The 23,684-nt window shown below is 65.7% G+C and carries 23 protein-coding genes and 1 tRNA gene; 16 read left to right on the top strand and 8 right to left on the bottom strand.

Annotation, left to right across the window (positions count from 1 at the left end):
- Positions 1-85 precede the first annotated feature (85 nt).
- The 7 genes from KHP16_RS01250 to KHP16_RS01220 all read left to right on the top strand — a co-directional run bounded on the left by KHP16_RS01250 (position 86) and on the right by KHP16_RS01220 (position 5,971).
- A complete protein-coding gene (locus KHP16_RS01250; RefSeq protein ID WP_109582175.1) occupies positions 86-1,570 on the top strand; it encodes an RNA polymerase factor sigma-54 in 1,485 nt (494 codons plus the stop codon).
- Positions 1,571-1,619: 49 nt separating this feature from the next.
- A complete protein-coding gene (hpf, locus tag KHP16_RS01245) occupies positions 1,620-1,973 on the top strand; it encodes a ribosome hibernation-promoting factor, HPF/YfiA family (RefSeq protein WP_109582176.1) in 354 nt (117 codons plus the stop codon).
- Positions 1,974-2,277: 304 nt separating this feature from the next.
- A complete protein-coding gene (ptsN, locus tag KHP16_RS01240) occupies positions 2,278-2,733 on the top strand; it encodes a PTS IIA-like nitrogen regulatory protein PtsN (protein WP_109582177.1) in 456 nt (151 codons plus the stop codon).
- An 87-nt stretch (positions 2,734-2,820) separates the two neighbouring features.
- A complete protein-coding gene (gene hprK / locus KHP16_RS01235) occupies positions 2,821-3,792 on the top strand; it encodes an HPr(Ser) kinase/phosphatase (RefSeq protein ID WP_109582178.1) in 972 nt (323 codons plus the stop codon).
- 112 nt (positions 3,793-3,904) lie between these two features.
- Complete coding sequence (locus KHP16_RS01230) at positions 3,905-4,228, top strand: PsiF family protein (protein ID WP_109582179.1); 324 nt, start codon at positions 3,905-3,907, stop codon at positions 4,226-4,228.
- Between the two features lie 109 nt (positions 4,229-4,337).
- Entirely contained in the window at positions 4,338-5,234 is an 897-nt protein-coding gene (gene rapZ, locus KHP16_RS01225) for an RNase adapter RapZ (RefSeq protein WP_109582180.1), read from the top strand.
- Between the two features lie 68 nt (positions 5,235-5,302).
- Entirely contained in the window at positions 5,303-5,971 is a 669-nt protein-coding gene (locus KHP16_RS01220) for an LON peptidase substrate-binding domain-containing protein (protein ID WP_109582181.1), read from the top strand.
- 5 nt (positions 5,972-5,976) lie between these two features.
- Here the strand turns inward: KHP16_RS01220 and mutY are convergent, their stop codons facing one another.
- The 3 genes from mutY to mutM all read right to left on the bottom strand — a co-directional run bounded on the left by mutY (position 5,977) and on the right by mutM (position 10,433).
- A complete protein-coding gene (gene mutY / locus KHP16_RS01215) occupies positions 5,977-7,140 on the bottom strand; it encodes an A/G-specific adenine glycosylase (RefSeq protein ID WP_179592719.1) in 1,164 nt (387 codons plus the stop codon).
- Positions 7,141-7,220: 80 nt separating this feature from the next.
- Positions 7,221-9,167 carry a dynamin family protein gene (locus KHP16_RS01210; protein WP_115953844.1) on the bottom strand — a complete coding sequence of 649 codons (1,947 nt, stop codon included), beginning with the start codon at positions 9,165-9,167 and terminating at the stop codon, positions 7,221-7,223.
- 351 nt (positions 9,168-9,518) lie between these two features.
- Positions 9,519-10,433, bottom strand: a complete 915-nt coding sequence (mutM, locus tag KHP16_RS01205) for a bifunctional DNA-formamidopyrimidine glycosylase/DNA-(apurinic or apyrimidinic site) lyase (RefSeq protein WP_211959448.1) — start codon at positions 10,431-10,433, stop codon at positions 9,519-9,521.
- A 267-nt stretch (positions 10,434-10,700) separates the two neighbouring features.
- On the opposite strand from mutM, the gene KHP16_RS01200 reads away from it, so the two are divergent.
- The 8 genes from KHP16_RS01200 (at position 10,701) to KHP16_RS01165 (ending at position 17,619) form a co-directional block, all read left to right on the top strand.
- Positions 10,701-12,677 carry a tetratricopeptide repeat protein gene (locus KHP16_RS01200; RefSeq protein WP_109582788.1) on the top strand — a complete coding sequence of 659 codons (1,977 nt, stop codon included), beginning with the start codon at positions 10,701-10,703 and terminating at the stop codon, positions 12,675-12,677.
- Positions 12,678-13,289 carry a lipoprotein insertase outer membrane protein LolB gene (gene lolB, locus KHP16_RS01195; protein WP_211959447.1) on the top strand — a complete coding sequence of 204 codons (612 nt, stop codon included), beginning with the start codon at positions 12,678-12,680 and terminating at the stop codon, positions 13,287-13,289.
- 17 nt (positions 13,290-13,306) lie between these two features.
- Positions 13,307-14,200 carry a 4-(cytidine 5'-diphospho)-2-C-methyl-D-erythritol kinase gene (gene ispE, locus KHP16_RS01190; protein ID WP_211959446.1) on the top strand — a complete coding sequence of 298 codons (894 nt, stop codon included), beginning with the start codon at positions 13,307-13,309 and terminating at the stop codon, positions 14,198-14,200.
- 72 nt (positions 14,201-14,272) lie between these two features.
- Positions 14,273-14,349, top strand: a tRNA-Gln gene (locus tag KHP16_RS01185).
- Between the two features lie 103 nt (positions 14,350-14,452).
- Positions 14,453-15,406, top strand: coding sequence for a ribose-phosphate pyrophosphokinase (locus KHP16_RS01180; protein WP_109582187.1), 954 nt, complete (start codon positions 14,453-14,455; stop codon positions 15,404-15,406).
- 139 nt (positions 15,407-15,545) lie between these two features.
- Positions 15,546-16,163: a 50S ribosomal protein L25/general stress protein Ctc gene (locus tag KHP16_RS01175; RefSeq protein WP_109582188.1), complete on the top strand. Its 618-nt coding sequence runs from the start codon at positions 15,546-15,548 to the stop codon at positions 16,161-16,163.
- 120 nt (positions 16,164-16,283) lie between these two features.
- Positions 16,284-16,880, top strand: a complete 597-nt coding sequence (pth, locus tag KHP16_RS01170) for an aminoacyl-tRNA hydrolase (protein WP_121492020.1) — start codon at positions 16,284-16,286, stop codon at positions 16,878-16,880.
- Between the two features lie 31 nt (positions 16,881-16,911).
- Positions 16,912-17,619 (top strand): SDR family oxidoreductase, encoded by a 708-nt coding sequence (locus KHP16_RS01165; RefSeq protein WP_115953848.1) that lies wholly within the window; start codon positions 16,912-16,914, stop codon positions 17,617-17,619.
- Positions 17,620-17,726: 107 nt separating this feature from the next.
- Here KHP16_RS01165 and KHP16_RS01160 read toward each other — a convergent pair whose 3' ends face one another.
- From KHP16_RS01160 to KHP16_RS01140, 5 genes are all read right to left on the bottom strand, one after another.
- On the bottom strand, positions 17,727-17,987 hold the full coding sequence (locus KHP16_RS01160; protein ID WP_109582191.1) for a YfhL family 4Fe-4S dicluster ferredoxin: 261 nt from the start codon (positions 17,985-17,987) through the stop codon (positions 17,727-17,729).
- A 72-nt stretch (positions 17,988-18,059) separates the two neighbouring features.
- Positions 18,060-18,545: a pantetheine-phosphate adenylyltransferase gene (gene coaD / locus KHP16_RS01155; protein WP_109582192.1), complete on the bottom strand. Its 486-nt coding sequence runs from the start codon at positions 18,543-18,545 to the stop codon at positions 18,060-18,062.
- Positions 18,546-18,627: 82 nt separating this feature from the next.
- The gene (gene rsmD, locus KHP16_RS01150; protein WP_218891757.1) at positions 18,628-19,329 is read right to left on the bottom strand and encodes a 16S rRNA (guanine(966)-N(2))-methyltransferase RsmD; all 702 of its coding nucleotides are present in this window, start codon (positions 19,327-19,329) and stop codon (positions 18,628-18,630) included.
- A 33-nt stretch (positions 19,330-19,362) separates the two neighbouring features.
- Positions 19,363-20,730 carry a M16 family metallopeptidase gene (locus tag KHP16_RS01145; RefSeq protein ID WP_109582193.1) on the bottom strand — a complete coding sequence of 456 codons (1,368 nt, stop codon included), beginning with the start codon at positions 20,728-20,730 and terminating at the stop codon, positions 19,363-19,365.
- A gap of 46 nt (positions 20,731-20,776) precedes the next feature.
- Positions 20,777-22,255 carry a M16 family metallopeptidase gene (locus KHP16_RS01140; protein WP_115953849.1) on the bottom strand — a complete coding sequence of 493 codons (1,479 nt, stop codon included), beginning with the start codon at positions 22,253-22,255 and terminating at the stop codon, positions 20,777-20,779.
- Between the two features lie 151 nt (positions 22,256-22,406).
- On the opposite strand from KHP16_RS01140, the gene ftsY reads away from it, so the two are divergent.
- On the top strand, positions 22,407-23,666 hold the full coding sequence (gene ftsY, locus KHP16_RS01135) for a signal recognition particle-docking protein FtsY (protein ID WP_211959445.1): 1,260 nt from the start codon (positions 22,407-22,409) through the stop codon (positions 23,664-23,666).
- Positions 23,667-23,684: the final 18 nt, after the last annotated feature.

Raw genomic sequence — 23,684 nt, 5'->3', positions numbered from 1 at the left:
TCGGCGGAATCGATCACCGCACGGAAGCGATAGGCGATAGCAATTTCCGTTCCATCGCCGGGAAGATGCGCATAGAATAGGTCGCATGAAACCGTCGCTTCAGCTTCGCCTCTCCCAGCATCTAGCCCTTACCCCCCAGCTGCAACAGTCGATCCGGCTGCTGCAGTTATCCACGCTTGAACTCCAGCAGGAAGTGGAGCAGGCATTGACGGAAAACCCCCTCCTCGAACGCGAGAACGACTGGATCGAAAGCCCGCTGCGTGTGGCCGCGGATGGCTCCGTCAACGTCCAGAGCGCCCCCGCGCCCGCACCGGCCGAGCCTCAGGGCAATGGCGAGGACCGCGCCGAGGGCGCGAGCGGCGGCGACGATGAAGGCTTCGGCGGCGACAACGCCAGCGAGGATTACGGCAACGACTGGAGCCTCGACGACTTCGCGCGCCGCCCGCAAGGCGACGAGGACGAAAAGACGCCGATGCAGTTGCGCGATGCCGAACCGACGCTGCGCGAACACCTGATGGAGCAGCTTGCCCCGCTCAAGATTTCCGTCCGTGACAAGGGCCTCGCGGTCTTCCTGATCGAATCGCTCGACGATGACGGTTACCTCGGCGCCTCGCTCGAGGAAATCTTCTCGGAACTCCCGGAGGAACTGGAGTTCGAAATCGAGGAAGTGCAGTCGATGCTGACGCTGCTGCAGAGCTTCGATCCGCCGGGCGTGGGTGCGCGCAATGCGGCCGAATGCCTGACGCTGCAGTTGCGCCGCATCTCGCACCCGCAACGCGAACTTGCATTGTCGATCGTCAACCATCATCTGGAGTTACTGGCGGTGCGTGATTACACGCGCCTCAAGAAAGCCCTGCAGGTGGACGAAATAGCATTGAAGGCCGCGCACGATCTGATCCGTTCGCTGGCGCCGTACCCGGGGCACGCATACAGCCGTCCCGAGGCGGATTTCGTGGTGCCGGACGTTTTCGTGCGCAAGAGCGGGAGTGGATGGATGGCCCAGCTGAACCCCGATGTGATGCCGCGGTTACGCATCAACGACATGTACGCGCAGATCCTGCGCGGCGCCAAGGGCGAGTCGGGCACGGCGGGGCTGCAGCAGAAGCTTCAGGAGGCGCGGTGGCTCATCAAGAACATCCAGCAGCGCTTCGATACGATCCTGCGTGTGGCGCAGGCGATCGTCGAGCGGCAGAAGAACTTTTTCACCCACGGGGAAATCGCGATGCGCCCCTTGGTTTTGAGGGAGATAGCCGATACACTCGGTTTACATGAGTCCACGATTTCGCGCGTGACCACGAACAAGTACATGGCCACGCCGATGGGGACTTTCGAGTTGAAGTACTTCTTCGGGAGCCATGTGTCCACCGAAACGGGTGGCGCAGCTTCATCCACGGCAATCCGCGCGCTGATCAAGCAACTCATAGGAGCCGAAGACCCCAAGAATCCCCTTTCCGACAGCCGCATCGCCGAACTGTTGGGCGAGCAGGGCTTTGTGGTCGCGCGGCGCACCGTCGCCAAATACCGCGAAGCGCTCAAGATCCCGGCAGTGAATCTCCGCAAGACTTTGTAGCCGAGCTGCGCCGCCTGCCTGGTGTGGCTCTTTCAGAAGGAGAAACGCTATGAACTTCAAGATCAGTGGACACCACCTTGACATCACGCCCCCTCTGCGTGAGTACGTGGAAACGAAACTGGAGCGAATCGTCAGGCATTTCGATCAAGTGATTGGCGTAAGCGTGCTGCTATCGGTCGATAACCACAAGGAAAAGGAACGGCGGCAGTATGCGGAAATCAATCTGCATCTGAAGGGCAAGGACATCTTCGTCGAAGCGCATCATGAAGACCTGTATGCGGCGATCGACTGTCTGGTCGACAAGCTCGACCGTCAGGTCATCCGCTACAAGGATCGCGTGCAAGGCCATGACCGCGAAGCCCTGAAGTACCAGATGGCTGCCGCGCAAATGCAGCAGCAATAAACACCGACGCGCGACGCCACGTCGCCGAGGAGTGATACGAAGAGAGCAAAGCCGCGCAATCAGCGCGGCTTTTTTGATGGACGCGCCATACCAGCCATGCGTGGGCCATGCGTGGTCCGACAGCCACGGGGAGTTGCAACCGCGCCCGGTCGGTGTATGCTGCGCCATACATGTATGAAGGAGACTGGCGTTCGCGACCCATCATGGCTCCATGACGGCGCAACGCTGCGGTGCACAAGGAACCGATGCCGCTGCTCTATAATGGCCGGACGCTTTACACCCCCAAGATACCCGCGCATTGCCCATGAATCGTTTGGCCAAACTGCTGCCACCCGGCAACATCACTCTCGACGTCAGCGTCACCAGCAAGAAGCGGGTGTTCGAGCAAGCCGGGCTCCTGTTCGAGAACAACCATGGCGTCGCGCGCGCCATCGTGACGGATAACCTGTTCGCGCGCGAATCGCTCGGTTCGACCGGGCTCGGCGCCGGCGTCGCGATCCCGCATGGCCGCATCAAGGGGCTCAAGCAGCCGCTCGCTGGCTTCATGCGGCTGGCCGAACCGATCCCGTTCGAGTCGCCCGACGGCAAGCCCGTGTCGCTGCTGATCTTCCTGCTCGTGCCTGAGCAGGCCACGCAGCAGCATCTGGAAATCCTGTCCGAGATCGCGCAGCTGTTATCGGACCGCGACATGCGCGACGGCCTCGCGACGCTGCCGACGCCCGAGGCCGTGCATCAGTTGCTGACCGACTGGCACCCTTGATGTCGCCGGGCGCCGCGGCACCTTCCCACATCGCAACCTCTCAGGCGCTGCCCGCTTCATCTCACTCACCTGCCCGCACGTAATCGCATGGAACTCACCGGCGTCACCTCGCAGTCGATCTTCGACGACAACGCAGCCGACATCAAACTCTCGTGGGTCGCCGGGCTGGAAGGCGCCGACCGCGCGTTCGATGTCGAGTTCGCGCGCGAGGCCACGTCGGCCGCCGACCTCGTGGGTCACCTGAACCTGATCCACCCGAACCGTATCCAGGTGCTCGGCAAACCCGAGATCCTGTATTACCAGCGGCTCGACGACGAACCGCGCAAGCGTCAGATGGGCGAGCTGATCCTGCTGGAGCCGCCGTTTCTGGTCGTCGCCGACGGCATGGAGCCGCCGCCGGACCTCGAGTTGCGCTGCACGCGTTCGTCCACACCGCTGTTCACCACGCCGGTGTCCTCGGCCGCGGTCATCGACCATTTGCGGCTCTACCTGTCCCGCATTTCCGCGCCGCGCGTGACCATGCACGGCGTGTTCCTCGACATTCTGGGCATGGGCGTGCTCATCATGGGCGAGTCGGGCCTCGGCAAGAGCGAACTCGGCCTCGAACTGATCTCGCGCGGCCACGGCCTCGTCGCTGACGACGCCGTGGACTTCGTTCGCCTGGGGCCGGACTTCGTCGAAGGCCGCTGCCCGCCGCTGCTGCAGAACCTGCTGGAAGTGCGGGGTCTGGGCCTGCTCGATATCAAGACGATCTTCGGTGAAACGGCCGTACGCCGGAAGATGAAGATCAAGCTCGTCGTCCAGCTCGTCCGCCGCAACGACGGCGAGTTCGAACGCCTGCCCCTCGATTCGCAATACCTCGACGTGTTGGGGCTGCCGATCCATATGGTGAAGATCCAGGTGGCGGCCGGCCGAAACCTCGCCGTACTCGTGGAGGCTGCCGTGCGCAACACGATACTGCGCCTGCGCGGCATCGACACGCTACGGGACTTCATGGACCGCCAGCGTGCCGCCATGCAGGCGGACGTGGTATCGCGCGGCCAGGGCCGCCTGCTCTAGACCTTCAGGATTCCACTGGCGGTCAACCTCGTTGGCGCGGGCCACGTTGTGTGCGTTGTCGGGCATCGATGCCCGCTTGGTTCATGTGGTGCCACCCCAAGGAGAGAGAAGCATGAAGAAGCTGATCGCGATGTGCGTGCTGGTAACCCCGCTGATCGCCACGGGCGCTTTCGCCCAAAGCGCTTCCGCCCCTGCCGCGGCCGCCGGCAACAGTCAGCAGGACCGCATGAAGGCGTGCAACACGCAGGCCACGGGCAAGAAGGGCGACGATCGCAAGAAATTCATGAGCGACTGCCTGTCGGGCAAGCCCGCCGCCGCCGCGGAACCCAAGACGCAGCAGGAAAAGATGTCCGCCTGCAGCAAGCAGGGCAAGGGCAAGAAGGGCGACGACTACAAGGCCTTCATGAAGGATTGCCTGTCCAAGCCGACGGCCTGAGGCAGGTAATATCGACGCGGCGAATCGGTCCGGACGTCGGACCGATTCGCCGCCGATGGCGCGTGTTGTCATGACGTCGCCATCACCCGGTGCTATCCTTGCGGGTGCCATGCGAATCATTCTCATCACCGGTATTTCCGGATCCGGCAAGTCCGTCGCGTTGAACGTGCTCGAAGACGCGGGTTATTACTGCGTCGACAACCTTCCGGCCCAGTTCATCCCCGACCTCGCGAGCTACCTGTCCTCCCAGGGCTATACGCACCTCGGTGTGGCCACCGACATTCGCAGCCGCGAATCGCTCGCCCGCCTGCCCGAGACCGTGCGCGACCTTGGACGCGAGCATCAGGTACAGGTCCTCTTCCTGACCGCCAACACCGACGCGCTCGTGCAGCGCTATTCGGAATCGCGCCGCCGCCATCCGCTCTCCGTCCGCACCGAGGCCACGCCGCTCATCGAGCAGCAGGCTGCCGTGGAGCCCCTGTACAACGACCGTTCGCTGGTCGAAGCCATCGAGATGGAGCGCGAGCTGCTGAGCCCCCTCTCGGACTCGGCCCATCGCATCGATACCAGCAACGTGCGTACCAACACGCTGCGCAGCTGGATCAAGGACCTTATTCGCGACAGCCACACGCAACAGCTCACGCTGCTCTTCGAGTCGTTCGGCTTCAAGCACGGCGTGCCGAGCGACGCGGACATGGTGTTCGACGTGCGCTCGCTGCCGAACCCCTATTACGACCTCGCGCTGCGTCCGCTGACGGGCCGCGACGCGCCCGTGGTGGACTTCCTGCAGAGCCAGCCGCTGGTGCTGGCGATGGCGGAAGACATCCGCGCCTACGTCGAAAAGTGGCTGCCGAGTTTCATCGCGGACAACCGCAGCTACCTGACCGTTGCCATCGGTTGCACGGGCGGCCAGCATCGCTCCGTGTTCATCGCGGAAAGACTTGCCAACTACTTCCGGGCACATGGTAATGTGCTGGTCAGACACCGCGAGCTGGCACCGGGCTGATCGGCATTTCCCGATCGACATGCGGCGCGCTGCGCGGCACGACACGGTACGTGCACCCATGGCTGCCCATGTCTACCCATCCGCCCTACGCCTCGCCTCCGGACGACGACGCTGAACCGGCGCGCGTCACGCTCGACGCGCTGCCGCTGTTTCCCCTGCATACGGTGCTATTCCCCGATGGCCGCCTGCCATTGCGCGTCTTCGAAAAGCGTTACGTCGACATGGTGCGCAGTTGCCTGCGCGACGGCAGCGCGTTCGGCGTGTGCCTGATCGCGAGCGGCCAGGAGGTGGCGCGGCCCGACGATCCCACCGTGCCGGAGTCCGTCGGTTGCCTGGCCGAAATCGTCGATTGCAACATGGAGCAGCTCGGCGTGCTGCTGATCGAAACGCGTGGACGCCAGCGCTTTCGCGTGCTGTCGCACGAGACGCGCGACGACGGGCTGCTCGTTGCGCGAGCGGAACTGCTGCCCGACGACATCATCGACTGCAAGCTCGAATTGCTCGGCGACTGCCTGTCCGCGCTGCGCCGCATCGTCACATCCATCCATGCGGAATCGCCCGACAACATGCCGTTCGCGGAGCCTTACCGCTGGGACGACCCGACGTGGGTCGCCAACCGGCTATGCGAATTGCTGCCCGTGCCGCTCAAGGCCAAGCAGATGCTGATGGAACTGCCCGACGCGGGCATGCGCATCGAGATCGTGCATCGCTACATGCGGCAGCATCACATCGTCTGACCCGGCTAGAACAGACCGCCGCGGGCCTGGTCTTCGAGCAGGCGCCGCACGGGCGCCGGCGTCCCCAGTGCATCGAGGTCGTCGAGCGACAGCCAGCGTCGCGCGGCGTCGTCGACGTGCGTGACGGCATCGAGGTCGACACGAATCGCGCGAATCAGCAGGCGAAAATGCGTGAACACATGCGTGAGTTCGCCCGCGAGCGTAGCGCGCGCCGGCGTGCCGAACGCGCGCGCCTCCTCGAGCGCGGCGTCTTCGGCGGCCTCGATATCGAACGGCACGGTGTCTACGGGCATCTCCGGCAGGCTCCATAACCCGCCCCAGATGCCGCTGTCGGGCCGCAGGCCCAGCAGCACATCGCGGCCATGGCGCATCACGAGCATCACGGTGCTGCGTTCGGGAATCGCGGCACGCGGCTTGGGCGTGGGCAGGACGGCGGTCAGGCCGTCGCGGCGCGCGACGCAGTCAGCGGCGAGCGGACACGCGGCGGCATCGGGAAGGCACGCGGGCTTGCCGCGCGCGCAGACGGTGGCGCCGAGGTCCATCAACCCCTGCGTGTACGAGATCATGTCCTCGGCTTGCGTGGGACCCGCCGGCGGCAGCGCCTGTTCGGCAAGCCGCCACATGCGCGTCTCGATCGCGCGTTCGCCCGGATAGCCCTCGATGCCGAACACGCGCGCGAATACCCGCTTGACGTTACCGTCGAGGATTGGCGAACGCACGCCAGCGCTGAACGCTGCAATCGCCGCGGCGGTGGAACGTCCGATGCCGGGCAGCGTCACCAGCACGTCCGGATCGGTGGGAAACACGCCGCCATGCTCGTCCATGACGGCCTTGGCGCAGCGATGCAGATTGCGGGCGCGAGAGTAATAGCCGAGCCCCGCCCACAATGCCATGACCTCATCGGCCGACGCGGCCGCGAGCGCGGCAACGGTCGGCAACTGCGCGACGAAGCGCTGGAAGTATTCGATGACGGCCGCCACCTGCGTCTGCTGCAGCATGATCTCGGACAGCCAGATTCGATAGGCATCGCGCGTGTTCTGCCACGGCAGGTCGTGGCGGCCGTGCTGGCGCTGCCAGCGCACGACGCGCATGCCGAAATCGGTCGGCACGGAGATCGGTGCGGAATCTGTGGAAACGCTGGATAAGGGTGCGGCGGACTTGCGAGGCATGCGGTGACACGGTGTGAGGTGGGCAGATATTACCCCACCCCGCCTTCCGCTGACTCGCTCACAGAGCCTTCATGCAGCCCTCAAGCAGCCCTCATGCCGGCCTCCGCCGGCGTCTCCAGAATCGCCCTCGCGAACGACTCGATGCGCCCGCTGCGCTCGTCGAGGCCGTTGAGCACCTCCTCGAGCTGCGAGATGCGGCTCTCGAGCGTGTCCGTGGCTTCGTGGATGCGCTCGATCGAATCGACGCGGCGGCGCAACTGCTTCTGATGCTCGCGCACCTGCGCCTCGAGCGGCGTCATCACCGACTTCAGCCAGATCTCGATATCGCGATTGAGATCGCGGAAGTTGTCGAGCACGCGGCTCGCCATCGTCGCGAACGCGTTCTGCACGAGTTGCGGCCGCGAGCGCGTGAGCATGTTCACCGCGCCAAAGTGGTTGTTGACGAGCTGCAGCGTCTCCTGCAGATCCATCGCATAGCGTGACGTCACGAACTGGATCGGCGCGGGCAGCGTGAAGCCGTGCTCGGCGTTGAAGCGGCGATACATGCTGTCCACCAGCTGATGCAGGCCCGCGATCTTCTGGTCCGCTTCCCGGATCAGGCCGGTGAGCTGATCGAACAGCGCCTCCATGTCCTCCCGCAGGCCGCGCGAGAAGAAGCGCTCCTTCATCTGTTCGCGCGCGTCGCGCATCGTGCGGCGCACGTCGCGCAACTGCAGCGCCTTGATGATGTCCGCGCTGTGGCGGCCGAACACGAGGCGCAGGGCCTGGAACTTCGTGATGCTCTGCTCGAATTCTTCCTTCTCGCCCTGCACGCGCAGCAGCATGTGCTTGACCATCGCGTGGTTCTTGCCGCGCAGGCCGCGCAGCTCGAACAGCTGCTCGACGATGTCGCGGCGGCGGCTCTGCAGCAGTTGCTGCGCGCCGCGCGAGACGTCGTGCACGAGGCGCTGGACCTGATCGGAAACGATATCGCGGCGCTGCGGAATCAGCTGGTCCGACAGCACGTGCTCGAACTGCGCCAGATTGCTGCGCACGAGCAGCGGCTCGTCATGCGTGACCTTGGCGACAAGGCCCTTCTGCGCGGATACCGGATAGACGCGGCGCTCCTCAATGCCGAGCACCTGAGCGGTCGTGCGAACCTGGCGCGAGATCTCCATCGCGATCTCGGGCGAGGACTTCAGCGGATCCCACAGGCCATCGATCTTGTTGAGCACGGCGAGGCAGCCGCGGCGATGGCCGGCGCCCACATGGCTGCGCCACAGTTCGAGGTCGCTCTTGGTCACGCCGGCATCGGCGGCCAGCACGAACACAACCACGTGCGCGTCGGGAATCAGCCGCAGCGTCAGTTCGGGCTCGGTACCGATCGCGTTGAGACCCGGCGTATCGAGAATGACGAGGCCCTGCCGCAGTAGCGGATGCGGAAAGTTGATCACCGCATGGCGCCACCGCGAGATCTCCACCATGCCGTCCGCATCGACGGACCAGGCGGCATCGGGATCGTTCTCGTGATACAGGCCCAGCGATTCGGCGACGGACGGCGTGACGCGCGTGGTTTCCACCACGTGCTGGAACGCCGCGAGCATGCCCTCCGGCGACGACGGGTCGAGCGGCACCGTGGTCCAGTGGGAACTGCCGGCGGCGCCGGGTTCCATGAAGTCGGCGGTGGAGGCTTCCTGCAGGCGCGTCTCGATCGGCAGCAGGCGGATGCTCGGCGCCTCGGCTTCGTCGTAGCGCAACTCGGTCGGACACATCGTGGTCCGGCCCGCCGACGACGGCAGAATACGGCGGCCGTAGTCGGCGAAGAAGATCGCGTTGATCAGTTCGCTCTTGCCGCGCGAGAACTCGGCGATGAACGCGACCTTGAGCCGGTCGCTCTTCAGCACGTTCTGGATGCGCTGGACGCGATCGTCGGCGGTGGCATCGTACAGGTCGTACTGCTGCAACCACGACTGGAATTCGGCTAGTGACTGGAGTACCCCCGTCCTCCAGGCGCCATACTGTTCGAATTGATGGGCAAGGCTTGTCATGGAGTGTTCGGCTGCGTTTGCTGTTTTGGACTCGGTGTTATGGCACTGCGCGCACAAACGACGCCGACTTCGGGTGGCCCGTTGACCCTTCGGACCCGAGGCAGGCGCCTCTCGCGCCGGACGCTCCGTTTTGGCGTATCCGGCGCTTTTTTGTAACTTTTTATATCTGGGCACACGATACAGGTTTCCGGGGCGATTTTGTGGAATTCGCGCCCCTCGGCGGCATTCAAAATGCGCGAGTGTTGCGCCGACCCATCGGCGGCGTTCGACGGCCCGCCCCGCGCCCCTTTTCGCGCCGTGAAACGCGAGGGAATCGCAACAATCCGGACGCCTTTCCGTTACCGCTCTCCGTTACCGTTGGCAGTGAGGGCAATAGAAGGTCGAGCGCTGGCCCTGGACGATCTGGCGGATCGGCGTGCCGCATACGCGGCATGGCTCGCCGGTGCGGTCGTAGACGAGGCAGTCGAGCTGGAAATATCCGGTATTGCCGTCGCTGCCGACAAAATCGCGCAGTGTGCTGCCACCGCGCGCAATGGCTTCGGCCAGCGTCTCGCGCACGGCGGCCGCCAGCCTGTCATAGCGTTCGCGGCTGATGCGGCCGGCTGGCGTGGTCGGGCGAATGCCGGCACGGAACAGGCTTTCGGATGCATAGATGTTGCCGACGCCGACCACGATGTCGCCCGCCAGCAGCACGGTCTTGATGGCGGCGGAGCGGCCGCGCGTATGGCGGTGGAACCAGCCGCCGTCGAAGCGCGCATCGAATGGTTCCACGCCGAGGTTGGCGAGCAGCGGATGGCTCGGGAGTTCGGACTCGGGCAGCGGACTCCACAGGATCGCACCGAAGCGGCGCGGGTCGCGGAAGCGCAGGACGATGTGTCCGCCATCTGGCGAACCTGCTGGGGAACTTGCTGGTGAGCCCGCCGGCGAGGCCGACCCGGACATACCGGCGAGCACGAGATCGAGATGGTCATGCGGGCCGGGCGCGGGCGCCTCGGGCCAGACGCGCAGCGTGCCCGTCATGCCAAGGTGAACCAGCAGCCAGCCGGGCTCCGCGCCCGAGCCCTGCGCGGGCAAACATTCGAGCAGCAGGTACTTGCCGCGGCGCTCGATGCGCGCGATCACGCGCCCGGTCAGCAGCGCCTCCAGCTCCGGGTCCACGGGCCAGCGCAAGCCGCGATGGCGCACGGTCACCTCGACGATGCGCCGCCCGACCACATGCGGCAGCAATCCACGGCGCGTGACTTCGACTTCCGGTAACTCGGGCATTGCGGGCAACCTATGGAAAACTTTTTGTCGTGAAAACTGGTACAGAACCTCTTGGCCGCTGCGACGCTCCAAATCGCAGGCCCCCCGGTTTCCGTTTGTGCGTGCTGTCAGACGCAACGCGGCACCGCTGGCAAGCAGGGCATTGTAGCGGCAGGCTACAATGCCTTTCATTCATTCCTGACGCCGCGTGCGCCGGAGCGTAGATTGTCCCGTTCGCCGATTTGTCCCGTTCGTCCCCAAAAGGCCATGCGCCCGGAATTCATCCCGATGATCACCACCGCCAACATCGGCGAGCCGCGTTCGCCCGTCCGTCGCATCCCAGGCATTGCCCGCGCAGCCGCCCAGACGCCCGATCTGCGTCGCCACGCGCGTGCACTGGCCGCCGCCGCGCTTCTGGCGGTGGGGTCGCTCGCGGCGCTGAGCGTGCCGATGCCGGCCTTTGCGGCGCCGCCGTCGCCGGCCGCATCCACGCTGGCACCCGCGGGCTCCGCGGAGTCATTCCCCAGCCTGCTCGCCCAGACCGATGACGACGCCTCCGAACCCGCGCTGTCGTCCGCCGCACCGGCATCGCGCGCCCCGCGCACGCCGCTGCCCGACGTCAGGCTGACGCCGGACATCATGTACCGCGTGCTCGCGGCGGAAATCTCGCTGCAGCGCGGACTCGTCGGCACCGCCTATCGCACTTACCTCGACCTCGCGCGTTCGACGCGCGATCCGCGACTGGCGCAGCGCGCGACGGAGATCGCGTTCAACGCTCGCATCTCGCAGCAGGCGCTCGACGGCGCGCGGCTGTGGGTCGAACTCGCGCCAAAGTCCGCCGCGGCGCGCCAGGTGCTGTCGACACTGCTGGTGCTCAACGGCCGCTGGGACGAAGCCGAGCCGCTGCTCGCGCAGCAGCTTGCGGCCGCGCCCGCCGCGCATCGCGCGGACGCGATCCTCCAATTGCAGCAGCAGTTATCACGGACCAGCGATCCCGCGGGCGCGGTGGCGGTGCTGCAGCGGCTCGCCGCCAATGACATGAAGCTGCCCGAGACGCATTTCGCGCTCGCGCGCGCCAAGGAGGCGGCCGGCGATTCGGCCGGGGCGCTGAAGGAACTCGACGAGACGCTTCGCCTGAAGCCGGACTTCGAAGCCGCGGCGCTGGCGGTCGCGGAAATGCGTGCCGAGCAGTCGCCCGACGAGGCCATCGCGGGACTCAAAAAATTCCTCGCCAAGTCGCCGTCGTCGGTCAACGGGCATATCATGCTCGCGCGGTTGTACCTCGCGAAAAACGACATGGCCGCCGCGCGCGATCAGTTCCAGGCGCTGCGCAAGGTCGCGCCGGACGATCCCCGCGTGCCGCTGGCCCTCGGCCTGACGAGCCTGCAATCGCGCAGCTATGACGACGCCGAACGCTATCTGAAGGAATACCTGCAGATGGCCGAGAAGTCGCCGGCCGCGAATCCCGACGTCGCGTTCCAGTACCTCGCGCAGATCGCCGAGGAAAAGAAGGATTACAACGGCGCGATCCAGTGGCTCGACCGCATCGACGACGGCCGCCTCGCGCCCGCCGCGCAGGCCAAGCGCGCCCAGTTGCTCGGCCGCCTGGGCAAGCTCGACGACGCGCAGGCCGTGTTCGGCGAGATGATGGCGGAGTCCGAGGACATTCCCGATCCCGCGCAGCGCGCGCAACGCATGGGCGCGATCCGCCAGGCCGAAGTGTCGATGCTGATCGACAGCAAGGCCTACGACCGCGCGCGCAAGGTGCTCGACGAACGCGTGAAGGCGGAACCCGACAACGCGGACTGGCTCTATGAGCTGGCCATGCTCGACGAGCGCGAGAAGCGCTACGACAGCATGGAGCGCGGACTGCGCAAGGTCATCTCGATGCAGCCGGACCAGAAGCAGGGCTACAACGCGCTCGGCTATTCGCTGGCCGACCGCAACGAGCGCCTGCCCGAAGCACGCAAGCTGCTCGAGCGTGCGTCCGAACTCGGCCCCGACGATCCGTACATCATGGACAGCCTCGGCTGGGTCAAGTACCGCCAGGGCGAACTCCAGCCCGCCGCGGACCTGCTGCGCAACGCGTATGCAAAGGCGCCGGAAGCGGAAATCGGCGCGCATCTCGGCGAGGTGCTGTGGCAGCTCGGCCAGCAGGACGAAGCGCGCAAGACCTGGAACGAGGCCGCCAAGATCGAGCCCGAAAACCAGACGCTGATCGACACGCTGCGCCGCTACAACCAGAACCTGCTGTTATCCAAGTAAATGCCCAGTTCCCGCCGTCTGGCCATGCTATGCGTGGCCGCCCCGATCTGGCTCGCCGGCTGCGCGAGCGTGACCCCCACCCGCAACTTCGACGCTGGCGAGATCGCGCGCACCGAGAACTACTCCGGCCGCTTTGCCGCGAACTACGTGCGCTATGGCCGCAACGAAGGCGTGCAGGGCAGCTTCCGCTGGCAGGAACAGGGCCGCAACGTGCGGCTCGACCTCGTCTCGCCGCTGGGCCAGACGCTGGCCGTGATCACGTCGACGCCGTCGGGCGCGACGCTCGACCTGCCCAACGAGGCGCCGCGCAACGCGCCCGAAGTCGATAGCCTGATGGAGCAGTCGCTCGGCTTCGCGCTGCCGGTATCCGGCCTGCGCGACTGGATCCACGGCCGCCCCGCCGCGGGCGCGTCCGCCAATGCCACGCGCGATACCAAGGGCCGCCTGGACACGCTGACGCAGAGCGGCTGGACCGTGCGCTACGTCGACTGGCAGGAGCCGCCCGAAGGCGCCGCGGTGACCACCGCGCGGCCGCGCCGCATCGACCTCGCGCGCGACACCGGCGACTCGCCGCTGACCGTGCGCCTCGTCATCGATCCGGCCGCGCAATAAATTCCTGCTCTCACCGCATGACCGTGACTCACCTCCCTTCGGCGGCAACGCTGCCGCCGCCGGACCTGCGCGACTGCGCGGCACCGGCCAAGCTCAACCTGTTCCTGCACGTGACCGGCCGCCGCCCCGACGGCTACCATCTGCTGCAAACGGTCTTCCAGCTCATCGACTGGAACGACATGCTGCATTTCCACCGGCGCGAGGACGGCATCGTCGCGCGCACGACGGAGATCGCGGGCGTGCCCGCCGACACAGACCTCGTCGTGCGCGCGGCGCGCGCGCTCCAGGCCGCCACCGGCACGACATTCGGCGTCGACATCGCCGTCGACAAGCATCTGCCGATGGGCGGCGGCATCGGTGGCGGCTCGTCCGATGCGGCGACCACCCTGCTCGCCCTCAACCGTCTCTGGGGACTGGGACTTTCGCGACAGCGTTTGATGGAAATCGGCGTGGCGCTCGGCGCCGACGTACCCGTGTTCGTGTACGGCCAGAACGCGTTCGCGGAGGGCATCGGCGAGGAACTGACCGCGGTCGATCTGCCCGAGAGCTGGTTCGTCGTCGTGCATCCGCGCGAGCATGTTCCGACTGCTGCAATTTTTTCGGATGAACGCTTGACAAGGGATACACCCATCTCCATAATTGCGGACTTCGCTGCTCGCACAAACAAGTTCGCTTTCGGTCGCAACGATCTGGAAGCGGTGGCAACAGCGAAGTTCGGCGAGGTTGCCCGAGCCCTTGCATGGCTGAGACAATACAGTCCGCATGCGAGGATGACCGGATCCGGAGCCTGCGTGTTTGCCCGTTTCGACGATGCGCAAACAGCGCAGCAGGTGCTGGATCGGTTGCCATCCGAATGGGATGGCAGATGTGCGAAGAGTTTGTCGCAACATCCGCTCGCAGCTTTCGCATAGCAAGTTTTCGTTCGGCGTCATGTCGTACCGCGTTAGCGGTTCTGGTGTGACGACGAGTGATAAAGGTTGTGTAGGGGAGTCGCCAAGTTGGTCAAGGCACCGGATTTTGATTCCGGCATTCGAAGGTTCGAATCCTTCTTCCCCTGCCATTACTTCCTATAGTGTCCCCATGGACCGCAAGTCAGCTGACGTAGCCGCCGCCCCCGGCGGCCGGCAGCAACAACTCCCCCAGCAGCAAGACAGGTGCCCCGAATGAGCAGCGAAGGCTTGATGGTATTTACCGGCAATGCCAACCCCAAACTCGCGGAGGCTGTCGTACAGCACCTCGGCATTCCGCTCGGGAAGGCGCTGGTGGGCCGTTTCTCCGACGGCGAAGTCCAGGTCGAGATCCAGGAAAACGTTCGCGGCAAGCACGTCATCGTGCTGCAGTCCACCTGCGCGCCGACCAACGACAACCTGATGGAACTGATGGTGATGGTCGACGCGCTGAAGCGCGCCTCGGCACGCAGCATCACCGCCGCAATGCCCTACTTCGGCTATGCGCGCCAGGATCGCCGTCCGCGTTCCGCGCGTGTCGCCATCTCGGCCAAGGTCGTGGCCAACATGCTCGAGGTTGCCGGTGTCGAACGCGTGCTGACGATGGACCTGCACGCCGACCAGATCCAGGGCTTCTTCGACATCCCCGTTGACAACATCTACGCATCGCCGGTGCTGCTGGGCGATCTGCGCGAGAAGAACTACGGCGATCTGCTCGTGGTCTCGCCGGACGTCGGCGGCGTGGTCCGCGCGCGCGCGCTGGCCAAGCAACTGAACTGCGATCTCGCGATCATCGACAAGCGTCGTCCCAAGGCCAACGTGGCCGAGGTGATGAACATCATCGGTGAAGTCGATGGCCGCAACTGCGTGATCATGGACGACATGATCGACACCGGCGGCACGCTGTGCAAGGCTGCTCAGGTGCTAAAGGAGCGCGGCGCCCAGAAGGTGTTCGCGTACTGTACGCACCCCGTGCTGTCGGGCGGCGCCGCAGCCCGCATCGCCGCGTCGGAACTCGACGAAGTGGTGGTCTGCGACACGATCCCCCTCAGCGACGAAGCGCTGAGCTCCGGCAAGATCCGCCAGCTCTCGACCGCCCCGCTGCTGGCCGAGACGTTCACCCGGATCATCAAGGGCGACTCGATCATGTCGCTTTTCGCCGACTCGTGATCGCTGCCTGATTACTGGTAGAATCACGGGCTTCGCTAGTTTTGCCTAGTTTTTATGCATTGGGGATCGACATCGATCCCCAATGTGCTTACCAAGGCTGTCTGGTCGCGGACAGCCTTATTCACACTTGGAGTTGGAAATGAAAGTTATCGCTTTCGAGCGTAGCGTACAGGGAACGGGTGCGAGCCGCCGCCTGCGCAACGCCGGCAAGACCCCCGGCATCATCTACGGCGGCGCCGCCGAACCGAAGATGGTAGAACTGGATCACAATGCGCTGTGGCACGCCCTGAAGAAGGAAGCGTTCCACTCGTCGATCCTGGACCTGGAAGTGGCTGGCAAGTCCGAAAAGGCCCTGCTGCGCGCGTTCCAGCTGCACCCGTTCAAGCCGCTGGTGCTGCACGTTGACTTCCAGCGCGTGTCGGCCACCGACAAGATCCACGTGAAGGTGCCCCTGCACTTCATGAACCAGGAAACCGCTCCTGGCGTGAAGCTCGGCCACGGCATCATCAACCACATCCTGAACGACCTGGAAGTGTCGTGCCTGCCGGCCGACCTGCCCGAGTTCATCGAAGTGGACCTGGCCAACGTGGAACTGAACCAGACCGTTCACCTGTCGGACATCAAGCTGCCGAAGGGCGTGACCGTGATCACCCACGGCGACGAAAACCCGGCTGTCGCCACGATCTCGCTGCCGGCTGGCGGCGTGTCGGAAGCGGCCGAGGGCGATGCTGCAGCGGGCGAAACGCCGGCTGCCTGAGCGCGCGCTTCGCACTGAAGAAAACCGCCGGTTCGCCGGCGGTTTTTTTTCGTGCCTGCCACGCGCCTTCGCGTATCCTTTGACGCTGCACGCCGCACGTCACTACGACCGATATATCGCATGATCAAGCTCATCGTGGGCCTCGGGAACCCCGGGGCCGAATACGAAGCCACGCGCCATAACGCGGGCTTCTGGCTCGTCGATCAGCTCGCCCGCATGGGCGGCACGACGCTGCGCGTGGAAGGCCGCTTCCACGGCCTGGCCGGCCGCGCGCGGCTGTGGGACCAGGACATCTGGCTGCTGAAGCCATCGACGTTCATGAATCGCTCGGGACTCTCGGTGGTCTCCCTCGCCCGCTTCTACAAGATCCTGCCGGACGAGATCCTGGTCGCGCACGACGAGATGGACCTGCCGCCCGGCGCGGTCAAGCTCAAGCGGGGCGGCGGCTCAGGCGGCCACAACGGCCTCAAGGACATCGCCGCGCATCTGACCACGCAGGACTACTGGCGCCTGCGGCTTGGCGTCGGCCATCCGCGCAACCTCCCCGGCGGCGCCGCGGGCGGCCGCGAGGACGTGGTCAACTTCGTGCTCAAGCCCCCGCGCAAGGAGGAACAGCAGGCGATCGACGAAGCGATCGATCGCTGCATGGACCCGCTCGGCATGCTCGCACGCGGCGAGGCGGAGCGCGCCATGATGGCGCTGCACACCACACGATGACGACACTCTTTCACGCTTACGAGGTAACGGCATGACCACGGTAGAAAAAGTAGCGATCGTGACCGCGGGCGGCAGCGGCATGGGTGCGGCAGCCGCGCGGCGGCTTGCCGCGGAGGGATACAAGGTCGCCATCCTGTCTTCGTCGGGCAAGGGCGAGGCCCTCGCGGCCGAACTCGGCGGCCTGGGCGTGACGGGCTCGAACCAGTCGAAGGACGACCTGCAGCGGCTCGTCGACGCCGTGGTCGCGCGCTGGGGACGCATCGACGTGCTGGTCAATAGCGCGGGCCACGGTCCGCGCGGTCCGATCCTCGACATCTCGGACGAGGACTGGCATCGGGGCATGGATACGTACCTGCTCAACGTGATCCGGCCCACGCGGATGGTCACGCCCATCATGAAACAGCAGCAAGGCGGGACGATCATCAATATCTCGTCGGCATGGGCATTCGAGCCGAGCGAGATGTTCCCGACCTCGGCGGTGTTCCGCGCGGGGCTGGCGGCGTTCACGAAAATCTTCGTGGACACGCATGCGAAGGACAACATCCGCATGAACAACGTGCTGCCGGGCTGGATCGACAGCCTGCCCGCGACCGAGCAGCGCCGCGACAGCGTGCCGCTCAAGCGCTACGGCACCAGCGAGGAGATCGCCGCGACGATCGCGTTCCTCGCGTCGGATGGCGCGGCCTATATCACGGGGCAGAACCTGCGGGTGGATGGCGGGCTGACGCGGTCGGTCTGAGCGTCCGCGTTCCACAAGAAAAAACCCCGCACGGCATGCGCTGTGCGGGGTTTTTTTGCTTTGAGACGGGGATGTCGTCGTTATATCCGGTGCCGAATCGAAGGCCTTCAGGCCACATGCTTGGCTGCCGTTAGCAGCCGGTAGCGTTGCATCAGCACCTCGTGCGTCTCGACCCGGTTCGGGTCCTTGGGGATGCATGCGACGGGGCAAACCTGCTGGCATTGCGGCTCGTCGAAATGCCCCACGCATTCGGTGCATTTGTTGGGGTCGATCTGATAGATCTCCGGCCCCATCGAAATCGCTTCGTTCGGGCACTCGGGTTCACAAACGTCGCAATTGATGCAGTCGTCGGTGATCAGTAGCGCCATGGTGTTTCCTTCTGGCAATCCGCGCGCGCCCGACTGGCCGCGTCGTCACGAATCGCAGGCTCCATTCTATTCCTATTCGGACTTGCCGATTTTCTCCTTGAGCCAGCGCTCGACGGAGGGGAAGACGAACTTGCTCACGTCGCCGCCCAGCACGGCGATCTCGCGCACGAACGTGCCGGAGATGAACTGGTACTGGTCGGACGGGGTCAGGAACATGGTTTCGACGTCGGGCAGCAGATAGCGGTTCATGCCGGCCATCTGGAACTCGTATTCGAAGTCGGACACCGCGCGCAGTCCGCGCACGATCACGCGCGCGTTGTTCTTGCGCACGAAGTCCTTGAGCAGTCCGGAGAAGCCTTCGACGCGTACGTTCGGGTAATGGTTGAGCACTTCACGCGCGATGCCGATCCGTTCCTCGAGCGAGAAGAACGGACGCTTGTTAGGGCTGTGCGCGACGCCGACCACGAGCTCGTCGAAGATGTTCGACGCACGGCGGACCAGATCCTCGTGCCCCCGGGTCATGGGATCGAACGTGCCGGGGTAAACCGCGATGACCATACTTCCTCCTTGGGGAGACCGCTCTATTGAAACGACAGCGGCGTAGTGTAACGCCAAAATCCCTGAGGAAGACGATGGCCGCCTACGTGCTCTGCCCCGGCTGGCGGTGTTGCAGCAGGTGGAAATGCACCGCGCCGGCACGGGCCTGACGCACGATCTCCAGCGCTGCGGGCACGGGCGCGTCCGGGCCAATCAGCGCGCGGTCGGTCTCCACATAGACGGCACCGCCGGGACGCGTAAGCCGGGCCGCGTGTTCGAGCGCGGGGCCGAGCCAGTCCTCGGCGAACGGCGGATCCAGGAAGATCACGTCAAAGCTGGCGGCCGGCATCTGCGCGGCTACCGTGAACGCATCGCCCTGCACCACCTTCACGCCCGAGGCGTCGAACCGGTACTGGTTGTCGCGCAGCTGGCGCGCCACGCGCGGATTGGTTTCCACCAGCGTCACCGCGGCGGCGCCGCGCGAGGCGGCCTCGAAGCCTAGCGCGCCGGAGCCTGCGAACAGATCGAGGCAATGCCAGCCCGTCAGGTCCTGACCCAGCCAGTTGAACAGCGTCTCGCGCACGCGGTCGGGCGTCGGCCGCAGGCCTTCGGCCTCCAGCACGGGCAGCAGCGAACGCTTCCAGCGGCCGCCGATGATGCGGACCTGGGCAGGCGTCTGGCGTGGACGGGGTGAGGCGGTGCGCCCGCGCGGCGCTTTCGCGGCCGGCGGGCGGGAGGGAGGTTCGGAGGTGGCGGATGCGCCATCCGCGCCACCCCGGGTCTGGGATGCGATACGCGAAGTCATAGCAGGATTGTAGAGCCTGCCGGCGGATAGCCCTTACTTGCTTGCCGCCTGATTGCCTTCGGGACCGCCCACGATCACCGTGGCCAGACCCTCGGGATGCACATGACGCTGGAACGCCGTGCGCACCTGCTCGCGCGTGACCTTGGCGATCTGCGCCGTCCACGTGTCGAGGTAATCGAGCGGCAGCCCGTACCAGCCGATATTGGCCACGTTGGTCAGCAGCTTGCGGTTGCTGTCGATGCGCAGCGGAAAACCGTTGACGAGGTTGTCCTTGGCCGCGCGCAGTTCCGCGTCGGTCGGGCCCTCGGCCACGAACCTGGCGACCACCTGACGCACGAGGTTTAGCGCCTCGTTGGTGTTCTCCTTCTTGGTCTGCAGCGTGATGCCGAACGGACCCGGCTGCTTGGAAGGCGCGAAGTAGCTGTCCACGCCATAGGTCAGGCCGCGCTTCTCGCGGACTTCGTCGGTCAGGCGCGAGCTGAAGCCGCCGCCGCCGAGCACGTAGTTGCCCACCAGCAGCGCGAAGTAGTCCGGGTCCCCGCGCGCGATCGACGGCGCGCCGATCGCCACGCTCGCCTGCTGCGCCGGGTGCGGAATGCGCTGCTCGCTCGCCGCGATCTTCATCTGCACGTCGGGCATCTTCGGTGCCGCGATGCCCTGCGGCAGGCCGCGCGTGAGGTCTTCCGCGATGGCTTCCGCCTGCTTGCGGTCGATCGCGCCGATCAGCGTGACCACCGCGCGGTTCGCGCTGTAGTTGTCCCGCCAGAACTTGACGATATCGTCGCGCGTGATGGACTCCACCGTCGCGGGCGTGGCCGTCACGCCATACGGGTGGTTCGCATAGATCGTCTTCGACAGCGTCTTGTCGGCGATCGTGCCGGGGCGCGTGTCCGCCTCGCGGATCGCCGCGATCAGGCGGGCCTTCTCGCGCGTGATCACCGCATCGGGATACGTCGGGGCCTTGATCAGCTGGCCGGCGAGCTTGATCGACTGGCCGCGCTCGGGTTCGGCCGTCAGCGTGCGCAGACCCACACCGCTGCGATCGCCGCCGGCGGAGCCGCCGAAGTCCGCGCCGGTATCGGCGAACGCGTCGGCGATCTGCGCCTCATTGCGCGCGGGCTGACCGTCCTGCGCGCCCGCGCCCTTGTCGAGCAGCGCGGCGGTGAGCGTGGCCAGGCCCGCCTTGCCGGGCGGGTCGTAGCGGCTGCCCGCGTCGAAGTCGACATTGACGTCGAGCATCGGGATCGACGGGCTCGGCACGAAGAAGACCTTCGCACCGGTCGATGCCGTCCAGTTCTCGATGGGAATCGCGGCGTGCGCGAACGACACGGCAGCCATGCTTGCGACACCGAGTGCTACGCCGAGGGCCGCGCGGGCAAGTTGACGCGAATATCGGGACATCACAGTTCCTTAAAGACCCGTTCCGTAAAAAGATAGGTGGCCGCGCTCAGTGGCGCAGGCCTTCTGCCGCCGGCGAGGGCTTCGGCTTGTTGGGGTCGATCGGCTGCGGCAGCAGCGTCGCCACGGTCAGGTTGTCGTCGCTGAAGTACTTCGCCGCTACGGCCTGCACCTGCGCCGGCGTGACCGCCTTGATCTTGTCCAGCATGCGGTCGATCTGCTGCCACGGGATGCCCGCGATCTCCGCCACGCCGATCTCCATGCCCTGGCCAAAGACCGAGTCGCGCTTGTAGATCTGCCCCGCGATGACCTGTGCCTTCACGCGCTTGAGCTCCTCCTCCGACACGCCGTCGCGCGCGATGCGCAGGACTTCCTCGCGCAGCGCCTTCTCGATTTCCTCGGTGGTATGGCCATCCGCCGGAATGCCGTCGAGCACGAAGATCGATTCCCCGCGATTGATGCTGTCGTAGCCGACGTTCACGTCGTCGGCCAGCCGCTTGTCGCGGACGAGCTCCCGGTTGAGGCGCGCGTTGTCGTAGCCATCGAGCACGGCGGAGAGCACCTCCAGCGCGTATGGATCGACGTCCTTCTCCACATCATGCAGGCGCGGCACCTTGTACGCGAGCACGATGTACGGGTTCTGCGCGGGCGCCTTGACCCAGATCCGCTTGATGCCCTGCTGCGGCGCCTCGAGCTGCGTCTTGCGCTGCGGCACGGGGCGCGGCTTGAGCTTGCCGTAATAGCGTTCGGCGAGCTTGCGCACCTCGTCGGCCTTGACGTCGCCAGCCACCACGAGCAGCGCGTTGTTCGGCACGTACCATTGGCGGTACCACGCCTGCACGTCTTCCACGCGCATGTTCACGAGGTCGTCCATCCAGCCGATGACCGGATGGCGATAGGGCATCGCGGTGTACACGGTCGCGAGCAGCTGCTCGTAGACCTTGCCGCGCGGCGAGTCGTCGGTGCGCAGGCGGCGCTCTTCCATGACGACCTTCATCTCGCGCTCGAATTCGTCCTTCTTGAAGATGACGTTCGCCATGCGGTCGGCTTCGAGCTCCATCATCTTCGGCAGATACTGCTTGGCGATCTGCTGGTAATAGAGGGTGAAGTCGCGGTTGGTCATGGCGTTCTCGCGGCCGCCGAGCAGCGCGATCTGGCGCGAGAACTCGCCGACCGGGACCTTGGGCGTGCCCTTGAACATCATGTGTTCGAGCATGTGGGCGACACCCGTGGTGCCGCTGAGCTCGTCGACGCCGCCCGTGCGATACCAGATCTGATGGACGACCGTCGGCGCGCGATGGTCTTCCTTGACGATCACGCGCAGGCCGTTGGAAAGCGTGAATTCCGAAGTGCCCGCTTCGGACGACTGGCCGACCGCGGCCGCGGTTCGCGCGCCCGATGGCGGTGCTTGCGGCGCGGGCGCATTGACCGCGTGCACGGTATCCACGGCGGTCTGCGCGAACGCCGGGCCGGCGAAGGTCAGCGCGATGAGGGTGGGGACGATGCGCCGAGACAGTCTTCGTCGCATGGTGTTGGATTGCCGATTTGCACGATCCTCGGCACGGTGGTTGGTTTCACGGCCGATACGGTCAGCGGAAATGACAGCGCAATGGTTCATGCGACCCCGTCTGCTAAAATTTTGGCGATTGATTCTACCGGGTATTGTGACCCGTTTCCCAATGTTTAGTTTCTGGAAGAAGCGCAAGGCCGAGCCGGCCCCCGCGCCCGTCGAACCGCCGGTCGCAGTCCCCGTCGCTTCGCCTCCCGCCGTTGCGCCCACGCCCACCCCGGCGCCGGTCGTCACGCCTTCGCCAACGCCAGCGCCCGCGCCAACGCCCGTACCCGTACCCGTACCGATTCCGGTGCCGGCGTCCGGTCCGGTTCCTGCGCCCATCCCTGCGCCTACCCCGGTGCCTGTCCCGGTGCCAGTCCCCATGCCGGCGCAGGTGCCGCCGCCTCCGCCGGCACCGGTCGCCGTCACGGCACCCGCCGCCGTCGAAGAACTCGAACTCACGCCGCCGCCGGCCCCGACCGCCGAAGCCAAGCGCGGCTGGATGACGCGCCTGCGCGCGGGTTTATCGAAGACCAGCCGCAACATCGGCACGCTCTTCGTCGGCGTGAAGGTCGACGAGGCGTTGTTCGAAGAACTGGAAACCGCGCTGCTGATGGCCGACGCGGGCGTCGAGGCCACCGAGTTTCTGCTGGGCGAACTGCGCCGCCGCGTGAAGAGCGAACGCATCGAAACGGCCGAGGGCGTCAAGGCCGCGCTGCGGGCGCTGCTGATCGACTTGCTGCGCCCGCTCGAGAAGTCGATGGCGCTCGGTCGCGAGCAGCCGATGGTGATGATGATCGCGGGCGTCAACGGCGCGGGCAAGACCACGAGCATCGGCAAGCTCTGCAAGCATTTCCAGAGCTACGGTCAATCCGTGCTGCTGGCGGCCGGCGATACCTTCCGCGCCGCGGCGCGCGAGCAGCTGACCATCTGGGGCGAGCGCAACAACGTGACCGTTGTCGCGCAGGAGAGCGGCGATCCGGCCGCGGTCATCTTCGACGCGGTGAATGCGGCGCGCGCGCGCCGCATCGACATCGTGATGGCCGATACCGCGGGCCGGCTGCCGACGCAGCTGCACCTGATGGAAGAACTCAAGAAGGTCAAGCGCGTGATCGGCAAGGCCATGCCGTCGGCCCCGCACGAAATCCTGCTGGTGATCGACGCGAACACGGGACAGAACGCGCTCGCGCAGACGCGCGCGTTCGACGATGCGCTCGGACTGACCGGGCTCATCGTGACCAAGCTCGACGGCACCGCCAAGGGCGGCATTCTCGCCGCGATCGCGCGCCAGCGTCCTGTGCCGGTCTACTTCATCGGTGTGGGCGAGAAGGTCGAGGACCTGCAGCCGTTCAAGGCGGACGAGTTCGCCGACGCCTTGCTAGGCTGACATCGATCGGGCTGAAAG

Origin of the sequence: Cupriavidus plantarum (genome assembly GCF_905397285.1) — a bacterium.
In the GTDB taxonomy this organism is placed as follows: Bacteria; Pseudomonadota; Gammaproteobacteria; order Burkholderiales; family Burkholderiaceae; genus Cupriavidus; species Cupriavidus plantarum.
The sequence above is the reverse complement of the archived record's forward strand: the minus strand, read 5'-3'. Positions and strand labels throughout refer to the sequence as shown.

What these genes read in the sequence shown, in the direction of transcription:
- mutM (WP_211959448.1), bottom strand. Translation starts at nt 10,433, where the DNA reads ATGCCCGAGTTACCGGAAGTCGAAGTCACGCGCCGTGGATTGCTGCCG.
- hprK (WP_109582178.1), top strand. Translation starts at nt 2,821, where the DNA reads ATGGAACTCACCGGCGTCACCTCGCAGTCGATCTTCGACGACAACGCA.
- hpf (WP_109582176.1), top strand. Translation starts at nt 1,620, where the DNA reads ATGAACTTCAAGATCAGTGGACACCACCTTGACATCACGCCCCCTCTG.
- KHP16_RS01210 (WP_115953844.1), bottom strand. Translation starts at nt 9,167, where the DNA reads ATGACAAGCCTTGCCCATCAATTCGAACAGTATGGCGCCTGGAGGACG.
- rsmD (WP_218891757.1), bottom strand. Translation starts at nt 19,329, where the DNA reads ATGACTTCGCGTATCGCATCCCAGACCCGGGGTGGCGCGGATGGCGCA.
- KHP16_RS01230 (WP_109582179.1), top strand. Translation starts at nt 3,905, where the DNA reads ATGAAGAAGCTGATCGCGATGTGCGTGCTGGTAACCCCGCTGATCGCC.
- KHP16_RS01250 (WP_109582175.1), top strand. Translation starts at nt 86, where the DNA reads ATGAAACCGTCGCTTCAGCTTCGCCTCTCCCAGCATCTAGCCCTTACC.
- KHP16_RS01175 (WP_109582188.1), top strand. Translation starts at nt 15,546, where the DNA reads ATGAAAGTTATCGCTTTCGAGCGTAGCGTACAGGGAACGGGTGCGAGC.
- ptsN (WP_109582177.1), top strand. Translation starts at nt 2,278, where the DNA reads ATGAATCGTTTGGCCAAACTGCTGCCACCCGGCAACATCACTCTCGAC.
- KHP16_RS01145 (WP_109582193.1), bottom strand. Translation starts at nt 20,730, where the DNA reads ATGTCCCGATATTCGCGTCAACTTGCCCGCGCGGCCCTCGGCGTAGCA.
- KHP16_RS01220 (WP_109582181.1), top strand. Translation starts at nt 5,303, where the DNA reads ATGTCTACCCATCCGCCCTACGCCTCGCCTCCGGACGACGACGCTGAA.
- KHP16_RS01180 (WP_109582187.1), top strand. Translation starts at nt 14,453, where the DNA reads ATGAGCAGCGAAGGCTTGATGGTATTTACCGGCAATGCCAACCCCAAA.
- ftsY (WP_211959445.1), top strand. Translation starts at nt 22,407, where the DNA reads ATGTTTAGTTTCTGGAAGAAGCGCAAGGCCGAGCCGGCCCCCGCGCCC.
- KHP16_RS01140 (WP_115953849.1), bottom strand. Translation starts at nt 22,255, where the DNA reads ATGCGACGAAGACTGTCTCGGCGCATCGTCCCCACCCTCATCGCGCTG.
- rapZ (WP_109582180.1), top strand. Translation starts at nt 4,338, where the DNA reads ATGCGAATCATTCTCATCACCGGTATTTCCGGATCCGGCAAGTCCGTC.
- pth (WP_121492020.1), top strand. Translation starts at nt 16,284, where the DNA reads ATGATCAAGCTCATCGTGGGCCTCGGGAACCCCGGGGCCGAATACGAA.
- ispE (WP_211959446.1), top strand. Translation starts at nt 13,307, where the DNA reads ATGACCGTGACTCACCTCCCTTCGGCGGCAACGCTGCCGCCGCCGGAC.
- lolB (WP_211959447.1), top strand. Translation starts at nt 12,678, where the DNA reads ATGCCCAGTTCCCGCCGTCTGGCCATGCTATGCGTGGCCGCCCCGATC.
- KHP16_RS01200 (WP_109582788.1), top strand. Translation starts at nt 10,701, where the DNA reads ATGATCACCACCGCCAACATCGGCGAGCCGCGTTCGCCCGTCCGTCGC.
- KHP16_RS01165 (WP_115953848.1), top strand. Translation starts at nt 16,912, where the DNA reads ATGACCACGGTAGAAAAAGTAGCGATCGTGACCGCGGGCGGCAGCGGC.
- mutY (WP_179592719.1), bottom strand. Translation starts at nt 7,140, where the DNA reads ATGCCTCGCAAGTCCGCCGCACCCTTATCCAGCGTTTCCACAGATTCC.
- coaD (WP_109582192.1), bottom strand. Translation starts at nt 18,545, where the DNA reads ATGGTCATCGCGGTTTACCCCGGCACGTTCGATCCCATGACCCGGGGG.
- KHP16_RS01160 (WP_109582191.1), bottom strand. Translation starts at nt 17,987, where the DNA reads ATGGCGCTACTGATCACCGACGACTGCATCAATTGCGACGTTTGTGAA.